Consider the following 22,050-nt stretch of genomic DNA (forward strand, 5'->3'; position numbering starts at 1 on the left):
CATACTGGACGTATGGGGGCGCGGGGGCGGGACCGCGAGGCGTCCTGCTGAGCGTGAATTCACCGCCGACGTTTCAAGCCACGCCACTAGTTAGTGTGGATCGCGACCTAGACTCCCCCGTGTGCTGATGGGGCGCGAGTCCGAACGTCGACAGATCGAGCGGCTCGTCGCGAGTGCGCGGATCGGGCACGGTGGCGTCCTGGCCATCACCGGCGAGCCGGGAGTCGGCAAGACCGCGTTGCTGCACTGCGCCGCCTCGTCCGCGACGGGGATGAACGTGCTGTGGGTGGCCGGGAGCGAGCCCGAGCGGGAGATCCCGTTCGGCGCGCTGCACCAGGTGTTGCGCCCCGCGCTGGACCGCATCGACGAGATCCCGGCACCTCAGGCGCAGGCGTTGTCCGTGGCCCTCGCGCTGCGGCCCGGGGTGGCGGGCGATCGTTTCGCGGTCGGTGCCGCGACGCTGAGCCTGCTCTGCCGGTTCGCCGAGGAACGGCCGGTCGCGGTCCTGCTCGACGACCTGCACCTGTTCGACCGGCCGTCGGCGGACGCGCTGGCGTTCGCTGCCCGCCGACTCGTGGCCGACCCGATCGTGCTGCTGGCGACCTCACGTGTCGACGCCTCCGGCCTGCCCTCGCTACCACTGTCCGGCATCGACCTGGCCGCCGCGGGCGAGCTGGTGTCCAGCCGTTCCGACGTCGCGGTGTCCCCGGAACTGATCGCGCGCCTGCACGTGGCGACCGCCGGAAACCCGCTCGCCCTGATCGAGCTGGCGACCAGCGCACATCGACTCACTTCCCCCGAGGCGCCACTCCCGGTGTCTGCCGCGCTGGCCGACGGGTTCGCCTCGCGGGCGCGGTCGCTCAGCGCGTCCGGCCAAGCGGCCCTGACCGTCGCCTCGGTGGCGGGCAACGACCTGCGCGTGGTCGCCGGAGCGTGCTCAGGGCTCGGCGTCGCCGTCGACGCGCTGGCCGAAGCCGAAACCGCCGGTCTGGTCCAGATCTCCGACGGCCGCGTGGAGTTCCGCCATCCCCTGATCCGCGCGGCCGTCTACGGCGACGCCGCCCCCGAACACCGCCGTGCGATCCACCGGGCCGTGGCCGAGGCGTTCGGCCCGCACGACCCGGACCGGCACGCCTGGCACCTGGCCGAAGCGACCCTGGGCCCCGACGCCCGCGTGGCCGACCTGCTCGTTTCTGCCGCGCAACGAGCCCACGAACGAAGCGCGCACGAGGTAGCCGCAGCCGCCTACGAACGCGCCTCCCGCCTGAGCCCGGACGTCTCCCGCCACGCCGCGCTCTGCGTGGCAGCAGCCGAATCCGCCTGGCTGGCCGGCACCACAGCGCACGCCGTGGACCTCCTCGACCAGGCAGGCGACCTGACGGACCCCGCGGCCCGCCTGCGCTCGCTGGAACTGCGCGGCGCCATCGCGGCCCGCACCGGTTCCCTGACCGAGGCCCGCGACCTCTGCCGGGCCGCGGCGGGACGGGCCGGCAGCCCCGACGAAGGCGTCGTGCTCCTGGCTGACGCGGTGAACGCCTGCTTCTACCTGGGCGACACCAAGTCCGCCCTGGAACTGGCCCACTCACTGGAAAACCTGCTCGACCAGGTCACGTCCCCACGAGCTGTGGGCCTCGGCCAAATGGCAGCAGGCGTGGCGCGCGTCCTGGCCAACCGCGGCGGTGCCGCCCAGATCCGCACCGCCACCAACCTCCTGGCCACCGCCGACATCCTGCACGACGACCCGCGCAGGGCGTGGTGGCTGATGATCGGCCCGATGTTCCTGCGCGACGCCGACTCCGGCGCGGAGCTGCGCCGCATCGTCACCCAGGCCCGCGCCGAAGCCGCCGTGGGGACCCTGCCGTCCCTGCTCTTCCACGTGGCGCGCGACGAGGCCACCACGAACCAGTGGGTCCGCGCCGAGGCCACCTACGACGAAGCCACCCGCCTGGCCAGGGAAACCGGCCACGACACCGACCTGGCGATGTGCCTGACCGGCCTGGCCTGGCTGCAAGCCCGCCTCGGTGACGAGGTGCGATGCCGCGCCCTGGTAGCGGAAGCCCTGCCGATCTGCCGCGCCCGCGACATCCACATCGGCCGCGTCTGGTCGCTGTTCGCGTTGGGAGAGCTGGAACTCGGCCTGGGCGATCCACACAAAGCCCTGACCCACTTCGAGGAACTGGCCACCCTGCTCTCGTCGCTCGAGCTGACCGACCCAGACCTGTCCCCCGCCCCCGAACTCACCGACGCCCTGGTGCGTCTGGGCCGAAGCGCGGACGCCCGGCAGGTCGCGCAACGCTACGGTGCCGAAGCGGCCGCGAAGGGCCAGCCGTGGGCGATGGCCAGAGCCGAACGAACTCTCGGCATGCTCAGCGCCCATGCCGACCTCGACTTGCACTTCGAGGCGGCCCTCGAGTTCCACTCACGAACCCTGGACAACTTCGAAACCGCGCGCACCCACCTCGCCTGCGGAGCCCGCCTGCGCCGCGCCCGCCGCCGCGTGGACGCCCGCCCCCACCTGCACGCCGCACTGGAGACGTTCGAGAACTTGCGCGCGGTCCGGTGGGCTGATCTGGCCGCCATCGAGCTCGGGGCCACGGGCGAGACGATCCAACGCCGCGCGCCCAGCTCGTCGCAAGCCCTTACGCCGCAGGAGCTTCAGGTGTCGCTGCTGCTGGCGGAGGGGAAGACGACTCGTGAGGTGGCGGCCGCGTTGTTCTTGAGCCCGAAGACGATCGAGTACCACCTGCGGAAGGTGTACACGAAGCTCGGCATCAGATCACGCGCTGAACTGGCGACTCGGCTGCCCTGACCGGTTCGCGGACGTGAGGGCCTCCCAGGCGAACCCGTCCGGGTCGATGACCGGCTCAACGGCACCGCTCATCACGATCCGGTGCGATCCGGTGCCCTCAGGAGACACTCCCGCGTCCTTGGCGAGCGCCCGCCGCCGGTACAGCGCCAGCTTCACCGAGCCAGTCGAGGCGAACTCCACGTACATCCGGCCGAAGCTCTTGGCCACGGAGAAGCCCTGGTCGAGGTACCACCGCTTGCTCGCGGCCACGTCGGCGACACCGAGCAGGAGCACGACGTCGTCGATCCGCCCGGTGGCCGGACCGGTGTCCTTCTTCGCCGAGGTCGCCACCTTCCAGATGGTGCCGTCCGGAGCCTGCACGACCCCGCCGTAGCCCCAGATGGACTTCGCGGCGGGCTTCAGCACCGTCGCGCCGGCGTCCACCGCGGCACCGATCAGCGAGTTGACGTCGGCGGGCTGGGACACCGTGAGAGACAGGGTGAAGCCGCGGAAGCCGGTGGACGATTCCTGCCCTGCGCGCAGCCGCAACCGGGAATCGAGAGCGAAAGCGTTGGTGTAGAAGCGTTCCGCAGCGGCGAGGTCGGCAACTTCGAGGGTGATCGCGTCGAGTGAGGTCATGCCGGAAACGCTAGGCGCGGCGTGGTGACCGGCGCTTCTCGATTCCTGACCGGTCTCCGATCACTCCGCCGGTCGCGGGTGCCCGATCAGACCTCGATCGACTCGATCGCCGCCGCGGCCAGCGGCGCCGCCGTCTCCAGATACCGAGTGGCCAGCCCCTGGAACACCTGCTCCGCCTCGATCGCCGGCCAGTCATCAGCCAGCAACTCGGCCGGCAGATGCGGATCCTTCCGCACCAGATCCAACCAATCCGCGTGCAGCAACAACTGCCGAGCCAGGTCATCCGGCAACGAGTCCGGCGGCTCCCGCCACCGCGCCAGAAAGTCCTGGTACCGAGCTGCGATCGCAGCCGTGTCAAAGGCCCGCGTGGCCAGATCCGCAGCCTCGGTGGGCTTGGCGTGCTGCGCGGTGAAGACCGTGACGTTCTCCGTCAGACCCAGGTCCGCGACCATCTCCGCCACGTCACGGGTGCCGGGCGCGATCCACAGGCCGTTCTGCACAGGCCCGAACCCGGCCCACTCCAGTTGCGAGCGCAGGTCGTGGCGCTCGCCCCGGCGGCCTTCCGGCAGGGAGAAGCCCACCAGGGTCCAGGTGCCGTCCCAGTCCCTGTTCACGGCGCCGCGTTGCCAGATGCGGCGTTCGCCGTCCTGGAGGACGTCTTTGGCGCGCGAGGTCAGTCCGAAGTAGACCTTGCGGCCGTTGCGGTGCTTTTCCAGCAGACCTCGGGAGGTCATGCGGGACAGCGTTGAGCGGACGGCCTCCTCCGAGACGTCGACGCGGCCGAAGACGTCGATCACGCTGCCCGAGTAGACCGCGATGTCGCGGCCCAGCACGTACAGACCCAGGAAGTTCAACATCATCGACTGCGGTGTCACGCCTGTCACGATACATGTTGGGCAGCATCTAGACGAGCGTCACGAATCTGCCGTACTTTGGGTCGCGTCGCCCAACGGAGAGGACTCGTCGGATGGATCTGTCGGGAAAGGTCGCGGTCGTCACCGGCGCGGGGCGTGGGCTGGGGCGGGCGTACGCCGAAGCCTTGGCGCGCAACGGTGCTCACGTCGTGGTCAACGACGTGGACGAGAGTGCCGAGGAGGTCGCGGCGAGCATCGGAGGCTTGGCCGTGGTCGCGCCGGTCGGGCCTGCCGAGACCGCGGAACGGCTGGTCGCCGCCGCTGTCGAGGGGTTCGGGCGGCTCGACGTGATGGTCACGAACGCGGGCATCCTGCGCGATCGCGTGCTGTGGAAGATGAGCGACGACGACTTCGACGCCGTGATCAACGTGCACCTGCGCGGCACGTTCACCTGCGCGCGGGCCGCGGCGGTGCGGATGCGGGAGCAGGGCGAAGGCGGCCGGATCGTGCTGATCTCCTCGCCTGCCGGGCAGCGCGGCAACTTCGGGCAGACCAACTACGCCGCGGCCAAGGCGGGGATCACCGCGATGGCGCGGACGTGGGCGTTGGAGCTCGGGCGGTCGGACATCGCGGTCAACGCGGTCGTGCCGGTCGCCGCCACCGAGATGACCAGGACGATTCCGGCGTTCGCGCCGTTGATCGAGGAGTCCGAACGGACCGGGGCGCCACTGCCGGCCTGGGTACGCCGTGACGAAGGGCTCGGCACGGTCGAGGACGTCGCGGAGCTGATCGTGTTCCTCGCCTCGGACGCGGCGAAAGGCGTTACGGGACAGGCGATCGGCGTCGGTGGTGATCGACTCGCGCTGTGGGCGCACCCGGCCGAGAAACAGGTCCAGTTCGCGGACGGCGGCTGGCGGGCAGCGCGGATCGCCGAGCGCTGGCACGAGTTCGAGCCCGAGACCTACGGCATCCCGGCACCGGTGGCGCCGTGAACATGCCCACGATGAACGTGGACGACCTGGTCGCGATCGACGTCCACACGCACGCCGAGATCTCGGGCGACGGCCACAGTTCGCTCAGCCCCGCGCTGATCGAGGCGTCCGCGAAGTACTTCAAGGCGGCTCACCGGCAGCCGACGATCGCCGAGACCGCGCAGATCTACCGCGAGCGCAACATGGCCGCGGTGATCTTCACGGTCGACGCCGAGCACGCCACCGGCCACCCGCGCATCGCCAACGAGGAGATCGCCGCGTCCTGCGCCGAACACGCCGACGTGCTGATCCCGTTCGCGAGCGTCGACCCGTGGAAGGGCCGCACGGCGGTCCGAGAAGCGCGCAAGCTCGTCGAGGAACACGGCGTGCGCGGCTTCAAGTTCCACCCCAGCCTGCAGGACTTCTCACCGAACGACCGGATGGCCTACCCGCTGTACGAGGTCATCGAGGAGCTGGGCGTGCCCGCGCTGTTCCACAGTGGACAGACCGGGATCGGCGCCGGCGTGCCCGGTGGCGGCGGGATCAGGCTCAAGCACTCCAACCCCATGCTCGTGGACGACGTCGCGGTCGACTTCCCGCACCTCAGGATCGTGCTCGCACACCCGTCGTTCCCGTGGCAGGACGAGGCACTTGCCGTGGCCACACACAAGCCGTTCGTGTACATCGACCTGTCCGGCTGGTCGCCGAAGTACTTCCCGCCGCAGCTCGTCCGCTACGCCAACACCGTCTTGCAGGACAAGGTCCTGTTCGGCTCGGACCACCCCGTGATCACCCCGGACCGCTGGCTCGCCGACTTCGCGAAGCTCGAGATCAAGGAAGAAGTCCGCCCCAAGATCCTGAAGCACAACGCCGCCCGCCTGCTAGGACTCGTCAAGGAGGACGCATGACCACCACAGTGCACGGTCTCGAAGAGCTCAAAGCCCTGGCAGGAAAGGACCTCGGGTACACCGACTGGCTGCAGATCGACCAGGGCCGCGTCAACACGTTCGCCGACGCGACCGACGACCACCAGTGGATCCACACCGACCCCGCACGCGCCGCCACCGGACCGTTCGGCGGCACGATCGCACACGGCTACCTGACGCTGGCGCTGCTCATCCCGCTCATGACCGAGCTGCTCGACGTCTCGGGCGTCCGGATGAGCCTCAACTACGGCCTCGACAAGGTGCGCTTCCCCGCTCCCGTGCCGGTCGGAGCCAAGATCCGGCTGAAAGGCCAGGTCGCCGGCGTCGAAGAGGTCAAGGGCGACGGAGTGCAGATCACCATCGACTTCGCGGTCGAGATCGAGGGTTCCGACAAGCCCGCGTGCGTCGCACGCGGCGTCTACCGCCACTACGCGTGAGGTGAAGTCATGGCGACAACAACGCAGTTACGCCGTGCCGTCGCGTCGAGCTTCCTCGGCAGCGTGATCGAGTACTACGACTTCCTGCTCTACGCCACGGCTTCCGCGGTCGTGTTCAACAAGGTCTTCTTCTCCTCGCTGGACCCGCTGGTCGGCACGATCGCGAGCTTCGGCACGTTCGCCACCGGCTACCTCGCCCGCCCGCTCGGCGGTGTCCTCTTCGGACACTACGGCGATCTGCTGGGGCGCAAGAAGATGCTCGTGCTCACGATGAGCCTGATGGGTGTGGCGAGCTTCCTGATCGGCCTGCTGCCCACCTACGCCCAGGTCGGCTGGCTCGCGCCCGCCGGGCTGATCCTGCTGCGGGTCGTGCAGGGCATCTCCGTCGGCGGTGAATGGGGCGGCGCGGTCCTCATGTCCGCCGAGCACGCGACCAGCAGGCGCGGGCTGTGGGCGAGCTTCACCAACGCGGGCGCGCCGTGCGGCATGGTGCTGTCGACTGTCGCACTGACCGGCACCGCGGCGTTGGTAGGAGAGAAGGCGTTCCTCGAGTGGGGCTGGCGGGTGCCGTTCCTGCTCAGCTTGGTGCTGCTCGGCATCGGCTTGTTCGTGCGCATGAAGGTCGAAGAGACGCCGGTGTTCCAGGCGCAGCGCAAGCGCACCTCGGCTCCGCTCGTCGACGTGCTGCGCAACCACCCGCGCATCCTGTTGCTCGGCATCGGCGTCGGCCTCGCGGCGTTCGTCGCGCAGTCCACGCTCACGACGTTCGTGCTCGCGTACGGCGTCCAGGCGGGTAACAGCAGGCAAGCGATCCTGAACGCCCTGACGCTCTCGTCCGCGCTCGCGGTGATCGGCATCATCGGCTGGTCGGCGGCATCGGACAGGTTCGGCCGAAGGCCGATCGTGCTGGCAGGCGCGGTGCTGATGGCCGCCTTCGGGTTCGCATTGTTCCCCTTGGTGGACAACGGGTTCATCGTCATAGCGCTGGTACTCGGCCAGGCCGTGATCCACCCGATGATGTACGGCCCGCTCGCCGCGCTCTACAGCGAGCTGTTCAGCACCGGCAGCCGCTACACCGGCGCCTCGCTCGGCTACCAGCTCGCGGGCCTGGGCGCGGGTCTCGCCCCGTTGCTGTTCGCGCAGGTGCAGAGCGTGGCCGGCACCGGCGCGATCCCGTACATCCTCGCGGCGTTCTGCGTGCTCACCGTCGTCTGCACGGTCGCCCTGCGCGAGACCAGCAACACCAGCCTGACAGGAGACACGAATGCGGAACGCGGGACTGGGCAGCTGGCCACACCGCCGCGCGCGCATGGCGCCGAAGCGTGAGGCGTTCACCTACAACGGAATCTCCACGACCTACGAGGAAGTAGCGGCACGTACGACGAAAGTCGCGCGACGGCTCGAAGAACTCGGTGTCCGCCACGGTGATCGCGTCGCCTACCTCGGTCCCAACCACCCGTCGTTCGCCGAGACGATGTTCGCGGCGCACCAGCTCGGCGCGATCTTCGTCCCGCTGAACTTCCGCCTCACCCCCGCGGAGATCAACTACCAGCTCGGTGACAGCGGCGCGCGCGTGCTGATCCACGCGCCGTCGCACCACACCGAGCATCCGCGCGCCATCTCGCTCGACGCGTACGAGGACTGGCTCGCGGACGGCTCGGACGAACCGCTGGACGTGCCGGTCAGCATCGACGAGCCCGCCCTGATCCTCTACACCTCCGGCACCACGGGCAGGCCCAAAGGCGCGATGCTCAGTCACGCCAACCTGTTGTGGAACACGTTCAACCTGATGATCGGCGTCGACATCGCCTCCGACGAAGTCGCACTGGTCGCCGCCCCGCTCTTCCACGTCGCCGCGCTCACCCAGACGCTGCTGCCCACCTTCATCAAGGGCGGGCACAGCGTGATCACCCCGCGCTGGGACGTCGGCGAGTGCGCCGACCTCATCGAGAAACACCGCGTCACCTGGATGTTCGGCGTGTCCACGATGTACGCCGACCTCGCCGCCTCACCGCGCTGGCCCGCCGCCGACCTGTCGTCGCTGCGGGTGCTGATGTGCGGCGGGGCGGCGGTGCCGGACGCCGTCATCCACGCCTACCAGGACCGCGGCCTGGTGTTCTGCCAGGGCTACGGCCTCACCGAGACCTCGCCCGGCGCGTCGTTCCTGGAGGCGGCCGACAGCGTGCGCAAGGCGGGTTCGGCGGGCACCCCGGTCTTCTTCGGCGACTTGAGGCTGGCCGACACCGGCGAGATCGAGGTGCAGGGCCCCAACGTCACGCCGGGCTACTGGAACGACCCGGTCGCCACCGCGGCCGCGTTCACCGAGGACGGCTGGTTCCGCACCGGCGACATCGGGCGGCTCGACGACGGCCACCTGTACGTCGTCGACCGGCTCAAGGACATGTTCATCTCCGGCGGCGAGAACGTGTACCCGGCCGAGGTCGAGAACGCGATCACCGACCACCCGGACGTCGCCGAGGTCGCGGTCATAGGCGTGCCCGACGCACGGTGGGGTGAGGTCGGGCGCGCGTTCGTGCGGCCCCGCGCCGACGCCGACCTGGACGTGGCCGGACTGCGGGAGTTCCTGTTGCCGCGCCTGGCGAAGTACAAGATCCCGGTGCACGTCGAGGTGGTGGCCGAGCTGCCGCGCACGGGTTCCGGGAAGATCCTCAAGCCCGCGCTGCGCCGGTTGCCGCTGTGACCGCGTGGCGGGCCAGGATCGTCTGGACCGCCTCGTCCACCGAGTGGGCCATGGCCTGCTCGGTGGGCGCCCAGTTCATCAGCAGCATGCGGGGCCAGAACGCGAAGTTCGAGATCATGCCGAGGAACTGCGTCGCGGCGAGGATCGGGTCGTCGACGCGCAGCGTGCCCGCCTCGGACTCCGCGGCGAGGTAGTCGCGGACGGCGTCGAAGAACGGCTGTTTGCCGAGCTTGAACTGGGTCTGGCCGAGCTCGGGGAACCGCGGCGCCTCGGCGATGACGATGCGGAACAACGCGACCATGCCGGGGCGCGTCAGCAGCGCGACGTACCGGTTGCCGAGGATCGTCAGGCCGTTGCCGGGGTCACCGGACGGTGGGGTGAGCGCGCCGTCCTCGGTCCGCCAGTAGTCCGTGACGATCGCGTCGAACAGCTCGGCCTTCGTCGGGAACTGCTTGAACAGCGTCGCCTTCGACACCCCGGCGGCGTCGGCGATGCGCGCCAGCGAGGTCTTGTCGTAGCCGGACTCCAGGAACAACGCGGTCGCGGCGTCGACGATCGCGGTCCGCTTCTGCTCCGCCAGGCGCTGATGGTAGGTCGGCACCCTCGCAGTATGCCATGAGGTGAGTCACTTGACTCACCATCGACGAGGCGCCTACCGTTCCGAGGTGAGTCACTCAACTCACCACTGGAGAGAAACGATGGGACGCTTCGACGGCCGCACGGTGTTCGTCACCGGTGCGACGAGCGGAATGGGCGCGAGCCACGTGCGCGGCTTCCACGCGGAGGGCGCGCAGGTCGTGATCGCCGCACGGAACGAGCAAGCAGGCGCGAAGTTCGCCGCTGAACTGGGCGAACGAGCGTTCGCCGTGCGGCTCGACGTGACGGACGAGGCGGAGTGGGTCACCGCGGTCAAGGCAGCAGAGGAACGGTTCGGGCCGGTGTCGGCGCTGGTCAACAACGCGGGCGCGCAGCATCAGGCCGCGCTGATCGAACAGACCTCGCGCGAGGTCTGGGACGGCACGCTCGCGGTGAACCTGACCGGGCAGTTCCTCGGGATCAAGCACGTCGCGCCGTCGATCACGCGGGCCGGCGGCGGGTCCATCACGAACATCGCCTCGACCATGGGCAACGTGGGCCAGGTGTATTACGCGCCGTACGTCGCCAGCAAGTGGGCGTTGCGCGGACTGACCAAGACCGCCGCGCTCGAGCTCGGCCGGAACCGGATCCGGGTGAACTCGATCCATCCCGGCGTGGTGTCCACCCCGCTGATCACCGAACCCGTTGCCGCGGGTCAGCCCGCGATCGGCGACCTCTACTCCCCCGCACCGTTCGCCGTGCCCCGGCTCGGCGACCCGGCTGAGGTCACCGCACTCGTGCTCTACCTGGCCTCGGACGACGCCGCGTTCGCAACCGGGTCGGAGTTCGTGCTCGACGGCGGGTTGCTGCTCGGACCCGCACTGGCCGCATAGCCCGACCACTGCGGCGAGCGTCCCAGCAGCGCGAGGATCCGGTGCAGCGGGTCGGCGTCGCTCACGGGCAACGCCGGCCCGAACGCCGCGCCGGGTGCCAGCCTGCTGTCGCCGTCCGGGACCGCGAGCGCGATCCGCAGTGCGGATTCGGCCAGGTCCGGGGCGAGGTGGTACTCAAGTCCGAGCGAACGGGCCACGTCCCAGCCGTGCACCACGTAGTCGATCAGGTGGAAGCTGATCGCCTGAGCCGCGGGGAAACGCGACACCGGGCTGAACTCCGGCAGTTCGAACTCCCGTTGCGGCACTTCGGGTTCCGCGAAGGCCGCGAGGACGTCGTCAGCGACGGTGATGTAGTCGGCCACCGTGACAGGACGGACCTCCCAGGCCGCGCGATCTCCTCCTCGACCTCGGGCCGCGGCGGCGAAGCCGCGGTGCTGCGCGGTCATGTGGGCGAGCAGGTCAGCGAGCGTCCATTCGGCACAGGGAGTGGGCCGGCCCAGGTCACCGGCTCGCACCTGGGACACGACGGCGACGCTGGACCGCACTACCGCGCGATGGTGAGCCAGCAGGTCATTAATAGGCATGCGCTTACGATATGCACGCGCATATCGTAAGCGCAAGGCCGCTATCATGGTGATCGTGAACGGCCGGCGACGAGACCTCGCGGCGATGATCGCGCCGCTGCAACGGGCGTTGGTCGCCGCCGAGCAGCCGGTGTTGCGCGCGCACGGGCTGAGCATGTGGGGCTACGTCGTGCTGGACGCTCTGGACGGCGAGCCGGTGCGCACCCAGGCCGCGCTCGCCGAGTTCATCGGCGCGGACAAGAGCCGCATCATCGCCGTGCTGGACGAACTCGAGAACGACAACCTGCTGGAGCGCACCCGTGACCCGGCGGATCGGCGCGCACGGTTCGTCGCGATCACCGAAGAGGGTCGGCGCAAGCACAACGCGGTCCAGGCGGACATCCAGCGCAACGAAGAGCGCGTGCTCGCCCAGCTGCCTCCCGCCGACCGGGCGGCCCTGGTGCGCTCGCTGGCCGCGCTCTCCGCACTGCCGGCCAGCGAGATCATCGGCGACTGACTACTCGGACATCCCGGCGACGATCGACGCGCGGGCCGCCCGGCGCGCCGGCAGCACCGCCGCGAGCACACCGGCGATCCCGACCGCGGCGAACAACGCGGCCAACTGTCCGAACGGGACGGACACCACCATGCGCAGGTCGTCGTCCTGCGACACGGCGAGAACGAGCAGCACCGCCGCCGCTCCGCCGACCACCGCGCCCAGCACGGCACCGGTCAAGGCGATCAGGCTCGACTCGACCACGAGCATCCGACGCAACTGAGCGCGCGTGAAACCCAAGGCGCGCAACAAGGCCGACTCCCAGGTCCGTTCGATCACGGACAACGTCATCGTGTTCGCGATGCCGAACAGCGCGGTGAGCACCGCCAAACCGATCATCGCCCAGACGAACGCGAGCAGCTGGTCGACCTGCGCGGTGAACTCGGCCCGGACGTCGGCGAAGCTCACGACCTTCGCGGTCGGCACGTTCTGCGTCGCGGCGCTGAGCAGGGCCCGGCCGTCGGCACCGGCGGCGGTCTTGACCGCGATCGTGTCGACGCCGTCACCGGGCCACAGCGCACGGTCGGTGAAGGAGTCCGCGCCGCCCGCCGGTTTGATCACCGCGACCACCCGCAGGGTCCGGGAGACCGACTCGACGGACGCGGTCAGCTCGCTGCCGACATCGGCGTTCACCCGGCGCGCCATCTCCTCGGTCAGGACGATTCCGTTGTCCCTCAGGGAACTCAGCGAACCGCGGACGACCTCCGGACGGATCAGCGTGCCGAGCGAAGCCGGCGTCACAGCGGCCATGTCGGACCAGCGGCCGGAGTCTCCCGCCCCGATCGTCAGCGGAAGCCTCGTCTCCCCGCCGGCGACCGCGACACCGGGGGTGGCTGCGATCTGGTCCAGCAGCGACGTGGGCAGCTGGCGGTCGCTGACCGCGCTGCGCACCTCGTAGTCGGCCGGGAACTGGTTCTCCAGCTCGCTGTCCCTGGTCTCCTTCACGCTGGTCGCGATGACCGTCAGCATGGTCACGACCGAGACGCCCACCAGCAGCGCGGCCATCGTGGCGGCGGTGCGGCGCGGGTTGCGGGTGGCGTTGCCGACCGCCAGTGCCGCAGGCATCCCGGAGAAGGGCCGGCCCAGCACCCGGATCACCGGGCCGACCAGCAGCGGGCCCGCGGTCACGACGGCGGCGAGCAGGACCAGGCCCGTGCCGATCGCCAGCGTCATCGCGAATTTCGGTCCCGAGGACTGGGTGAGCGCCAGCACGGTCAGCAGCACGGCGAGCGAGGCCAGCACGATCGACACCACCGTCCGCGCCCGGCCGGTGCGCGCGACCTCCTCGCGGCTGTCGGCCTGCGTGCGCAACACCTCCATCGGGGACACCCGCGTCGCCCGGCGGGCTGGAATCAGCGCGGCGACCAGTGTCACGCCCAGCCCGACGGCGAACGCGGCGGCCACCACCGGGATGCCGATCGGAAGCCGGACCGGCGAGGAGGCCAGCACGGACTGGAGTGCCGCGGCCAGGCCGATTCCGGCGGCGAGGCCGAGCACGGACGCGACCATGCCGACCACCGCCGATTCGAGCAGGACGGACCGGAAGATCTGCTTGCGTTCCGCACCGATGCTGCGCAGCAGACCGAGTTCGCGGGTGCGCTGCGCGATGAGAATCGTGAAGGTGTTCATCACGACCATCGCCGCCACGATCAGCGCGACCACGGCGAACAGGGTCATTGCCAGTGCGATGTCCTCGGTGCCGCCATAGCGGGCGAGCAGTTCATCGGTGTACTCCGCGCCACTGGAGACGTGGATGTCGTCGCCCAGCGCGGTGTGCAGCCGTTCGGCGAGCGTTGCCTGGTCGACGCCGGACGAGCGCACGACGATCCGGGCATCGTAGGCCGGTGTCGCCGGGTCGAGGAACGGGGTGATGTCGGGCAGCAGAACCTGTGCGCTGCCAGGACGTTCCGCGGTGCCGCTGTCGTAGATGCCACTCACGGCGAACCGCACGGGAGCCGAGTCGCGGCCGAGCAGCACGAGTTCCGATCCCACCGCGATGCCGCGGTCGCGTGCGGTCTGCTCGCTGACGGCGATCTGCCCGGCGGAGGGCACCGTTCCCCGCGTGATCTCCTGCGGGCGCAACGCCGGGTCGGCCGCGAGTCCGACCAGATCGGCCTCGTCGGCGCGTCCCTGCGCGCCGATCACCGGCACCGGCACGGTCTGCCGCAGCTCCGCGACCGCGACGCCGTCGACCGCCCTGACGGCGGCGAGGTCCAGCGGCCCGTACACCTTCGACTCCACCACGGCGTCGACTCCGCGCGCCGACCGGGCGAACTCGTCGCGCATCGAGGCCTGGAGCGCGTCGGCCAGCACCATCGTGCCGGACACGAACGCCACGCCGACCACGATCGCGATCGACGACAGCACGAGGCGCGCGAACCGCGCCCGGATCCCCGCCAGGGTCGTCCGCAGCATCACGCCCCCAGCCTGGAGAGCACGCTCAGCACGGACTCGGGCGTCGGGTCGTAGATCTCGCCCACCCTCCGGCCGTCGGCGAGCAGGACCACGCGTCCAGCGTAAGACGCGGCGACCGGGTCGTGCGTCACCATCACCACGGTCTGCCCCAGCTCGCGCACTGAAGTGCGCAGGAAGTCCAGAACACCGGCGCCGGTGCGGGAGTCGAGGTTGCCGGTCGGTTCGTCGGCGAACACCACCTCCGGCCGGCCGACCAGGGCCCGTGCGCACGCCACGCGTTGCTGCTGGCCGCCGGAGAGCTCACTCGGCTTGTGCCGCAACCGGTCCCGCAGCCCGAGCAGGTCGACGACCGTCGCGAACCAGGCACGGTCCACCTCGCGGCCGGCCAGCCGCAGCGCGAGCAGGATGTTGTCCTCAGCCGAGAGCGTCGGCAGCAGGTTGAACGACTGGAACACGAACCCGATCCTGTCCCTGCGCAACCGGGTCAGTTTGGTGTCGTTCAACGACATCAGCTCGGCCGATCCGATGTGGACGGTGCCGGAGTCGGCCCGGTCCAGCCCGGCCAGGCAGTGCAGCAGCGTGGACTTCCCCGACCCGGACGGGCCCATGATCGCGGTGAACTCCCCGGCCCGGAACCGCACGCTCACCCCGTCGAGCGCCCGCACGGCGGTCGGGCCGCTGCCGTAGACCTTCACCAGTTCGTGGGACGAGACCGCCCCGCGAACCTCTACTTGGGACACTGTCATCGCATCTGCTCCGTCTCGTCGGGGTTCGAGCGGCCAGACGGCGGCGGCGCGGGGCCCGGTTCTCCCGGCGCGGATTTGTGACGCACGCCACAGCTACGTGAGAACCTGGCGCTTGTTTCCGACGTCTTGCGGAGGGTGAGAGCAATCCGGGGTGAGCCCGCCGACCTGGACGAGGAGCACCTCGTGCGCCGTGTCGCACGAGGTGACCGCGCCGCGTTCGAGGAGCTCTACCGCCGCACGTCGCCGTGGCTGACAGTGCGGCTGCGCAGGCGGTGCTCCGACGACCAGATCGTCGCCGAGGTGCTGCAGGAGACCTACCTCGCGGTGTGGCGCGCCGCCGCCGCGTTCGCCGGAGCGGTCGACGGCGGCAGCGCGGTCGGCTGGCTGTGGACCATCGCCGCCCGCAGGCTCATCGACGCGTTCCGGCGCCGAGCGCACCACGCCCAGCCACCGGCCGCAGCGGTCGAACCAGACCGTCGCGCCGCCGAGGACGAGGCGCTCGACAAGGTCGTCGGCGACGAGGTCGGCGACGCGCTGCGGACACTGGCCCCGGAACTGCGGCAGGTACTGCAGGCGATGGTGCTCGACGGGCTGTCGGTCCGGGAGACCTCGGTGCTGCTCGGGGTGCCGGAGGGCACCGTCAAAACCCGCGCGAGGCGGGCACGGATCGCGATGCGGGAGGCCCTGTCATGACCGCCCACCACCCCGGCGAGCAGCTGCTGCGCCGTTACGCGCGCGGCGACGACGACATCGCCGCCGACCAGCTGTGGGCAGTCGAGTCACACCTCGAGACCTGCGCGCCGTGCCGCGGCCGCCTCGCACCGGATCCCATTGCCGAGGCGGTGTGGACCGACCTCGCACCACTGCTCGACCGCACACCGCAAATGCCCCGCGCACGGCCGTGGCGACGCCGGTTCACCGCCTGGGTCTCCCCCATGGCCGCGCCGTGGCTCGCGATGATCCTGTTCGTCATCCTCGTGGCCTTCCTGCTGGACCGGCTCGGCTCCACGACACCCGAGGACATCTCGCTGGTGCTGCTGATCGCGCCGGTGCTGCCGGTGCTGGGCGTCGCGGCGTCGTGGGGGCCGACCCTCGACCCGGCCTGCGAACTCGTCGCGGCCACCCCCCGCGCAGGCCTGCCGCTGGTGTTCCGCCGCACCGTCGCCGTGCTCGTCGTGGTGCTGCCCGGCCTGTTCGCCGCGGGATGGCTGTCCGGCGCCTCGCTGGCCGGGTGGCTGCTGCCCTGCCTCGCCTTCACCGCGGGCACGCTCGCCCTCGGCGGCCTGATCGGCGTCACCCGCGCCGCCGTCGCACTGATCGCGCTGTGGACCGTCGCGATCGTCGCACCGACCATCGCGCTCAGCCACACGTCCGTCGCGTTCTCCTCAGCGGCCACCCCGGTGTGGGCCGCGCTGCTCGCTTTGGGACTACTCGTGATCGCCCTGCGCACCACCGCTTTCGCGCGCCTGGAGGCCAACCGATGACCGCACCCACCACGTACGCCTGGGAGATCGAGGCGCGCGACCTCCAACTCCGCGTGAGCCGCCGCCGCCTGGCCGTCGACGGCGTCACCCTGACCATGAGCAGAGGCGTCCACGGCCTGCTCGGCCCCAACGGCGCCGGCAAGACAACCCTCATCCGCGCTCTGGCCACCGTCCTGCGCCCCACCTCCGGCACGCTGACGCTGCTGGGCGGCATGGACCTGCGCGCACTGCGCAGGCGAATCGGCTACCTCCCCCAGGAGTTCGGCCACTACCGCCGCTTCACCGTCCGCGAGTTCGTCGAATACATGGCATGGCTCAAGGAAATGCCCGCCCGCGAAATCCCCGGCGCCGTCCAACGCGCCGTAGAACGCGTGGGCCTGGCCGACCGGGCCGACGACCGCCTCAAAACGCTGTCCGGCGGCATGGTGCGCCGCGTGGGCATCGCCCAGGCCATCGTCAACGACCCCGAAATCCTCCTCCTCGACGAACCCACCGCGGGCCTCGACCCGGCCCAGCGCCTGAGGTTCCGCGACCTGCTCACCGAACTCGGCGCGGACGCCTGCGTCGTCGTGTCCACGCACCTGGTGGAAGACGTCGCCGCCGCCTGCACCGACGTCGTGCTGCTCGCCGACGGCAAACTCGTCTTCCAGGGCACGCCGGCCCAGCTGGCCGCCGCGGGCACCGAGGAGCACGCGGGGGACAGCCCGATCGAACGCGGGTACAGCGCGCTGCTCGCCACCCCGCACCAACAGGGGTCGTGGTGAGGGGCAGCCACCGACTCACCACCTCCGCGCCAACAGCGGGCGTGGCGACCGCACCGACCGACCGCAGTCACACCAGCCGTCGTACCGCCCCACACCTGCGAGAGACGCCGTGAGAACCCTGCGCCTGGAACTCCGCCGCTCCCTGGCCCCCTGGGCCGGGCTGTTCCTCGTCACCGCCGCCGTGGCCCTCCTCTACTCGCTCAGCGCCCCGTGGTGGAAAGACCCCGAAGCGTGGGACCGGCAATGGCACTCAGCCGCCCAGTGGCTCCGGTTCCTCCTCGTCTTCCTCTGGCCGCTGATCGTCGGGGCGGGCGCCGTCGCGGGTCTGCGCGACCACCGCGCGAACACCGGCGACCTGTTCGCCACCACCGCTCGTCCGCGGTGGCAACGCGGGGCGGCGACCGCGGGCGCGCTCGCGATCTGTCTCGTTCTCGGGTACTTGGCGGTGTTCGCGATCGGCGCGGCCCAGGTGGTGTGGCACGGCGGTTACCTGCACCTCGCTTGGCTGCCGATCACGGCGGTCGGGGCGCTTGCCGTGGTCGCGGGCGGGTGGCTGGGCATGGGCATCGCGCGCGTTTTTCCGTCCGTGCTCACGCCGCCGTTGCTCGCGGTGTGCACGCTGATCACGTTGTCGTTCCTCACCATTTCCCAGGACCGCGGGCAGGTCGTGCCGAACCAGCTCTCGCTGTTGTCGCCCGCGCTCGGGGCCGTGCGCAACGTCTACGAGACCGTCGCGTTGCAAGCCAGCGCCGGGCAGGCGATCTGGCTGACCGGGCTGGCGTTGACCGGGTTCGGACTGCTCGTCGCCGGCTCGGTGCGGCTGCGGGTGCTGGCCGTTGTTCCCGCACTGGTCGGGGCCGCGATCGCGCTGCCGGTGTTGCCGGCCAAGACGCTCGTGCTCAACGAGGCAGCGTCCGCCATGGTGTGCCGGGGCAACGTGTGCCTGAGCCGGATGCATGAGTCCGTTCTGGACTCGTTCGCGCCGGCGGCCACGGAGGCGTTGAGGCTGCTGGCGAAGCTGCCGGACGCGCCCACCTCGGTCCGCGAGGTGACAGAGCCGCGGCGGACCGAGGACGGCATTCCGCGCACGGCCGACGTGGTTCCCGTGCACTTCAACGGTTTCGCGTTCCAGTACGCCGGGCCCGGCGACTGGCTCGGCGAGCTCGTCGCGGGAGCGGGCACGCCCACCTGCTTCGGCGAGATCGACGACCAGGAGACGATTCGCGAGGCGGCCGCGAGAACTGCCGTCGCCGCCTGGTTCACCGGGGAGCTCAAGCCGTTGCGCAACTTCCGCTTCGTTCGCGACGCCGCGGCCGAACCCGCTCAACGAGCCCTCGACGACTTGCGTCAACTGCCCGCCGACCAGCAGATCGCGCGGGTGAACGCGGCGCGCGCGGTGGGGTTGTCGTGCCGGGGCGACCAGCTCACGGCGCTCACGAACGGGGCGCTGTGAGAGCGTTCCTGCTGTACACCCGCTCCCGGCAGGTGCCCGTATCCGTTGCGGCGGCGGCACTTTGCTGCCTGTTCGTGCGTGTCATGACATCGGCCGCCGACCCCAGGTGGACCGCCCTCGCCATCACCGCCGCCGTCTCCGCGCTCGCCGTCGGACTCACCGGGCAGGACGCCGACCTCGACCGCACTGCGGCCTGGCCGTGGCCGCTGTACCGGCTGGCTCACGTCCTCGCGATCGCCACCATCGCGGCGGTGTTCGTCGCCGGCACCGCGCCGATGCCCTTCGTCGTGCGCGGATGTGTTGGCATGGTGGGACTTGCCGCGCTCGGAGCGGCACTGTTCGGCGGCCATCTGGGCTGGGTGCTGCCGTGCGGGTGGTTCGCTGTCACGTTCTTCGGCGACACCTGGATGTTCGCACCGGTGGACTCCGTCGGAGCGGGTTGGTTAGCCGCAGCGTTCGGCGTCACAGGGACAGCGATCTATGCCTCTTTTCATTCAACACTGAAGCTATAGAGCTAAGCGACTCACAAGCCCAGGGTGACGTCGGTCAGCGGCGCGCTGGTGCACGCGAGGATCTGGCCGGCGGCTTTCTGCTGTGCGGTCAGGCAGTTCGGCTCCTGCTGGGACACCTTCCCCGCCAGCAGCTTCACCACGCACTCCCCGCAGCTGCCCACCGTGCAGGAGTACGACATCGGCAGACCGGCCGCGAGCCCGGCGTCGAGCAGCGTCTGGCCCGGCTCCACGACGGCCTGTCCACTGCCCTCGACGAGCATTCGCAGAGGCGTCGAAGATCCAGCCATGGCAACCGGTCCGCTGGTGTAGCGCTCGACGTGGACGTGGTCGTCCGAGACGCCCAACGACTCCAGCGCCTGCCGGACGGTGTCCATCAGCGATTCCGGGCCACAGAGGTAGTACCGCGCGTCAGACGACGGCGCGACAGCAGTGGCCCACCGACGGACTGCGGCACCGTCGAGCCTGCCATCGCGGGACGTCACCACGTGCGTGACGGAGAGCCGGTCGTGCTCAGCCAACCGAGCCAGCTCGGCGGCGAAGATGGTCTCGTCCGCGGTCCGGTTGCTGTAGAGCAGGGCGATGCGGCCGCCGACCGGCGAAGCGAGCAGGGTGCGGATCATGCTCATCATCGGCGTCACACCGCTGCCCGCCGCGATCAGCACAACGTCGTGGCCGGCCTTCTCATCCACGTGGAAGGCACCCGACGGACCGCGCACGAACAGCCGGTCCCCCACCGCCAACCCGTGGACGTGGGACGAAAAGCGGCCGCCTTCGACCTGCTTGACGGTGATCTCCAACCGAGGTGAGCCCGGCGCCGACGACGCCGAGTAAGGCCTGCGCACCCGGCGGCCGTCGATGTCGGTCACCAGCGTGAAGAACTGGCCAGGGCGGAAGTCGAACGGCTTGTCGTCTTCCAGCACCAGCGTGACGGCACTGGGTGTCTCGCGACGCACCTCGACGACGCGCACCTCGCGCAACGGGTCCTCAGAAACGGCGGCACGGCGGGGCTGGAGATCGGCGACGTCGTACCCCTCCTTCCGCAGGCCCCAGCGGTAGGCCAGGTTCATCAGCGCCCGCAGCCACCTGACCGGCACCAGTCGCGCCACCCCCGCCAGCCGGCTGCCGGTGTTCGCGGCGAGGTGTTCGCCCGCCAACGCCATCAGGTCGGGCACCTCCTCGCGGTCGACGTGGGCGGTCCACAACCGCGCCTGCGTGATCGCGCCGTTCGTGGTCAGCTCGGCGGAGTCGACATCGACGAGCAGCGCGGCGTGCGGTGGCATGCCGCGCAACGACATCGGCTCCAGCAGGGCTGGGTCGACGGTGATCGTGCCCCTGCCTCGGACGTGCAGCACACCGTTGCGTCCTGGAACGACAGCCGCGAGCGAGAGCCGGTCGTCCTCGAGCAGGTTGTGCAGCGTGTCCGTGCGCTTGTTGCCCTTTCGGTCCGCGATCACGAGCGTGCGGTCGTCGATGATTCGCGCGACCGCCTGTTGATCTCCACGCGGGCTGGTGTCGCTGCCGCCCGACGAGTCCCATGTGGACAGCACCAGGAACGGTGCGGTGGCGAGGAAGTCCGCGACACCGGGCAGAGCAAGCGGTCCGTCGCCGTCGACCGCCGAAGCAGACTCAGCCGGAGAAGGCGGTTGCCACAGGCCAGAACGCAGAACGGCCTGGGCGCAGTGCACGTACACCTCCTCGACGTCGAAGACCACGTCAGGGCCACCACAAGCGGAACCGTTGACCCGCAAGGTCTCCCCGACACCAGGAAGGAGGAACAGCAGCGACGCGGGTCCGTCCGGGGTGCCGGGTTCGTTCAGCGGGAAGGAGATCCGCGTCGGCGAGAGCACGCGCGCGAAACCCGGTGTGCCGCCGACGAACGTCGTCCTGCTGGTGCCGGAAGCGTCCCGGTGGCCGAAACCCGCGATCGGACTGCGGGCGAGCACCGACAGACAGCCCTCGTCGAGCGCGCCGACCTGCTTCAGCATGATCATCGACGGCGGCCGCCCGACAACGGCCTCGATCTCGCCCACCGTGCGGAGTCGATGGGCAGCATCAGGCTCGGCGACCTTGTTTTCCCAGCTCATGACACTATTATGAGCTTTTGCTCAGGTATTGGGTACTCGCTTTTCGAGGGCCCTGAGGAGGACACCATGCCGTCGGCCGACCGCCATCTAGAGCCACGTCGCAAGCCTCGGCAGGTCCGGGCGGAGCTCACCCGCGACCGCATCCTGACCGCGGCTGCTCACGTTTTCAGCGAGCACGGGTACGCCGCCGGCACCACCAACCGCATCGCCGAACACGCCCGCATCTCGATCGGCTCGCTGTACCAGTACTTCCCGAACAAGGACGCGATCCTCGCCGAACTGCTGGTGCGACACGTCGACCGCGGCAGCTGGAAGCACGCCGAGGAGGTCGACCTCTCGCCGGGAACGCTGGAGGCGGTGGTGCGAGCGCTGGTCCGCGACGCGATCGACAACCACCGCGACGATCCCCAGCTGCTCCGGATCATGGTCGAGGAGGGCCAGTTCTCGCAGGAGCTGCGCGACACCATCACGCGGCACAGTGCACAGCGCGTCGCTCAGGTCCGTGACGTGTTTGCCCGGCATCCCGACGTCCACGTGCGGAACCTCGACATCGCCGTCGAACTCATCGTGTTCACCGTGGAGCTGAACACGCACCGGCTCGCGGCCTTCCCGGAGACCGCCGCGATCGAGACGGTCGAGAACGAGCTCGTCGACATGGTGACGCGCTACCTGCGCGGCTAGTGCCGTG

Annotated in this window: 21 protein-coding genes; 14 read left to right on the forward strand and 7 right to left on the reverse strand. The window is 70.2% G+C overall.

Annotated elements, in window-relative coordinates:
* The first annotated feature begins 127 nt into the window (after positions 1–127).
* A complete protein-coding gene (locus ACWGE0_RS21365) occupies positions 128–2,809 on the forward strand; it encodes a helix-turn-helix transcriptional regulator (protein ID WP_452262772.1) in 2,682 nt (893 codons plus the stop codon).
* Here the strand turns inward: ACWGE0_RS21365 and ACWGE0_RS21370 are convergent.
* Both ACWGE0_RS21370 and ACWGE0_RS21375 read right to left on the reverse strand, forming a co-directional pair.
* Positions 2,777–3,427 carry a glyoxalase gene (locus ACWGE0_RS21370; protein WP_452262636.1) on the reverse strand — a complete coding sequence of 217 codons (651 nt, stop codon included), beginning with the start codon at positions 3,425–3,427 and terminating at the stop codon, positions 2,777–2,779. The genes ACWGE0_RS21365 and ACWGE0_RS21370 overlap by 33 nt on opposite strands.
* 86 nt (positions 3,428–3,513) lie before the next feature.
* Positions 3,514–4,302, reverse strand: coding sequence for a PaaX family transcriptional regulator (locus ACWGE0_RS21375; RefSeq protein ID WP_452262637.1), 789 nt, complete (start codon positions 4,300–4,302; stop codon positions 3,514–3,516).
* A gap of 92 nt (positions 4,303–4,394) precedes the next feature.
* On the opposite strand from ACWGE0_RS21375, the gene ACWGE0_RS21380 reads away from it, so the two are divergent.
* Genes ACWGE0_RS21380 through ACWGE0_RS21400 form a run of 5 tightly spaced genes read left to right on the forward strand, consistent with a single transcriptional unit; the run spans position 4,395 to position 9,316 of the window.
* A complete protein-coding gene (locus tag ACWGE0_RS21380; RefSeq protein ID WP_452262638.1) occupies positions 4,395–5,273 on the forward strand; it encodes an SDR family oxidoreductase in 879 nt (292 codons plus the stop codon).
* A gap of 11 nt (positions 5,274–5,284) precedes the next feature.
* Complete coding sequence (locus ACWGE0_RS21385; protein ID WP_452262639.1) at positions 5,285–6,160, forward strand: amidohydrolase family protein; 876 nt, start codon at positions 5,285–5,287, stop codon at positions 6,158–6,160.
* Positions 6,157–6,615 (forward strand): MaoC family dehydratase, encoded by a 459-nt coding sequence (locus ACWGE0_RS21390; RefSeq protein ID WP_452262640.1) that lies wholly within the window; start codon positions 6,157–6,159, stop codon positions 6,613–6,615. The genes ACWGE0_RS21385 and ACWGE0_RS21390 overlap by 4 nt, the downstream gene beginning before the upstream one ends.
* A 9-nt stretch (positions 6,616–6,624) precedes the next feature.
* Positions 6,625–7,941 (forward strand): MFS transporter, encoded by a 1,317-nt coding sequence (locus ACWGE0_RS21395; protein ID WP_452262641.1) that lies wholly within the window; start codon positions 6,625–6,627, stop codon positions 7,939–7,941.
* Entirely contained in the window at positions 7,880–9,316 is a 1,437-nt protein-coding gene (locus ACWGE0_RS21400) for an acyl-CoA synthetase (RefSeq protein ID WP_452262642.1), read from the forward strand. The genes ACWGE0_RS21395 and ACWGE0_RS21400 overlap by 62 nt, the downstream gene beginning before the upstream one ends.
* On the opposite strand, the gene ACWGE0_RS21405 is transcribed toward ACWGE0_RS21400, so the two are convergent.
* Positions 9,285–9,917, reverse strand: a complete 633-nt coding sequence (locus tag ACWGE0_RS21405; RefSeq protein WP_452262643.1) for a TetR/AcrR family transcriptional regulator — start codon at positions 9,915–9,917, stop codon at positions 9,285–9,287. The genes ACWGE0_RS21400 and ACWGE0_RS21405 overlap by 32 nt on opposite strands.
* 97 nt (positions 9,918–10,014) lie before the next feature.
* On the opposite strand from ACWGE0_RS21405, the gene ACWGE0_RS21410 reads away from it, so the two are divergent.
* Positions 10,015–10,785 (forward strand): SDR family NAD(P)-dependent oxidoreductase, encoded by a 771-nt coding sequence (locus ACWGE0_RS21410; protein WP_452262644.1) that lies wholly within the window; start codon positions 10,015–10,017, stop codon positions 10,783–10,785.
* Here the strand turns inward: ACWGE0_RS21410 and ACWGE0_RS21415 are convergent.
* Positions 10,695–11,369, reverse strand: a complete 675-nt coding sequence (locus ACWGE0_RS21415; RefSeq protein ID WP_452262645.1) for a TIGR03086 family metal-binding protein — start codon at positions 11,367–11,369, stop codon at positions 10,695–10,697. The two genes, ACWGE0_RS21410 and ACWGE0_RS21415, sit on opposite strands and share 91 nt — an antisense overlap.
* A 46-nt stretch (positions 11,370–11,415) precedes the next feature.
* Here ACWGE0_RS21415 and ACWGE0_RS21420 point away from each other — a divergent pair, with 46 nt between their 5' ends.
* Positions 11,416–11,865, forward strand: coding sequence for a MarR family winged helix-turn-helix transcriptional regulator (locus tag ACWGE0_RS21420; RefSeq protein ID WP_452262646.1), 450 nt, complete (start codon positions 11,416–11,418; stop codon positions 11,863–11,865).
* Here the strand turns inward: ACWGE0_RS21420 and ACWGE0_RS21425 are convergent, their stop codons facing one another.
* Positions 11,866–14,319 carry an ABC transporter permease gene (locus ACWGE0_RS21425; RefSeq protein ID WP_452262773.1) on the reverse strand — a complete coding sequence of 818 codons (2,454 nt, stop codon included), beginning with the start codon at positions 14,317–14,319 and terminating at the stop codon, positions 11,866–11,868.
* Positions 14,319–15,065 (reverse strand): ABC transporter ATP-binding protein, encoded by a 747-nt coding sequence (locus ACWGE0_RS21430; RefSeq protein WP_452262647.1) that lies wholly within the window; start codon positions 15,063–15,065, stop codon positions 14,319–14,321. Before ACWGE0_RS21430 ends, ACWGE0_RS21425 begins: the two co-directional genes overlap by 1 nt.
* A gap of 144 nt (positions 15,066–15,209) precedes the next feature.
* Between ACWGE0_RS21430 and ACWGE0_RS21435 the strand changes: the two genes are divergently transcribed.
* The 5 genes from ACWGE0_RS21435 (at position 15,210) to ACWGE0_RS21455 (ending at position 19,278) form a co-directional block, all read left to right on the forward strand.
* Positions 15,210–15,758: an RNA polymerase sigma factor gene (locus ACWGE0_RS21435; RefSeq protein ID WP_452262774.1), complete on the forward strand. Its 549-nt coding sequence runs from the start codon at positions 15,210–15,212 to the stop codon at positions 15,756–15,758.
* A complete protein-coding gene (locus ACWGE0_RS21440; protein ID WP_452262648.1) occupies positions 15,755–16,549 on the forward strand; it encodes a zf-HC2 domain-containing protein in 795 nt (264 codons plus the stop codon). The genes ACWGE0_RS21435 and ACWGE0_RS21440 overlap by 4 nt, the downstream gene beginning before the upstream one ends.
* Positions 16,546–17,313, forward strand: coding sequence for an ABC transporter ATP-binding protein (locus ACWGE0_RS21445; protein ID WP_452262649.1), 768 nt, complete (start codon positions 16,546–16,548; stop codon positions 17,311–17,313). Before ACWGE0_RS21440 ends, ACWGE0_RS21445 begins: the two co-directional genes overlap by 4 nt.
* Positions 17,314–17,422: 109 nt before the next feature.
* Entirely contained in the window at positions 17,423–18,766 is a 1,344-nt protein-coding gene (locus tag ACWGE0_RS21450; RefSeq protein ID WP_452262650.1) for a hypothetical protein, read from the forward strand.
* Positions 18,763–19,278, forward strand: coding sequence for a hypothetical protein (locus ACWGE0_RS21455; protein WP_452262651.1), 516 nt, complete (start codon positions 18,763–18,765; stop codon positions 19,276–19,278). The genes ACWGE0_RS21450 and ACWGE0_RS21455 overlap by 4 nt, the downstream gene beginning before the upstream one ends.
* Positions 19,279–19,289: 11 nt before the next feature.
* On the opposite strand, the gene ACWGE0_RS21460 is transcribed toward ACWGE0_RS21455, so the two are convergent.
* A complete protein-coding gene (locus tag ACWGE0_RS21460; RefSeq protein ID WP_452262652.1) occupies positions 19,290–21,362 on the reverse strand; it encodes a 2Fe-2S iron-sulfur cluster-binding protein in 2,073 nt (690 codons plus the stop codon).
* 66 nt (positions 21,363–21,428) lie between these two features.
* Between ACWGE0_RS21460 and ACWGE0_RS21465 the strand changes: the two genes are divergently transcribed.
* Positions 21,429–22,043, forward strand: a complete 615-nt coding sequence (locus ACWGE0_RS21465; RefSeq protein ID WP_452262653.1) for a TetR/AcrR family transcriptional regulator — start codon at positions 21,429–21,431, stop codon at positions 22,041–22,043.
* Positions 22,044–22,050 lie beyond the last annotated feature (7 nt).

The organism is Lentzea sp. NPDC054927 (assembly GCF_053610285.1).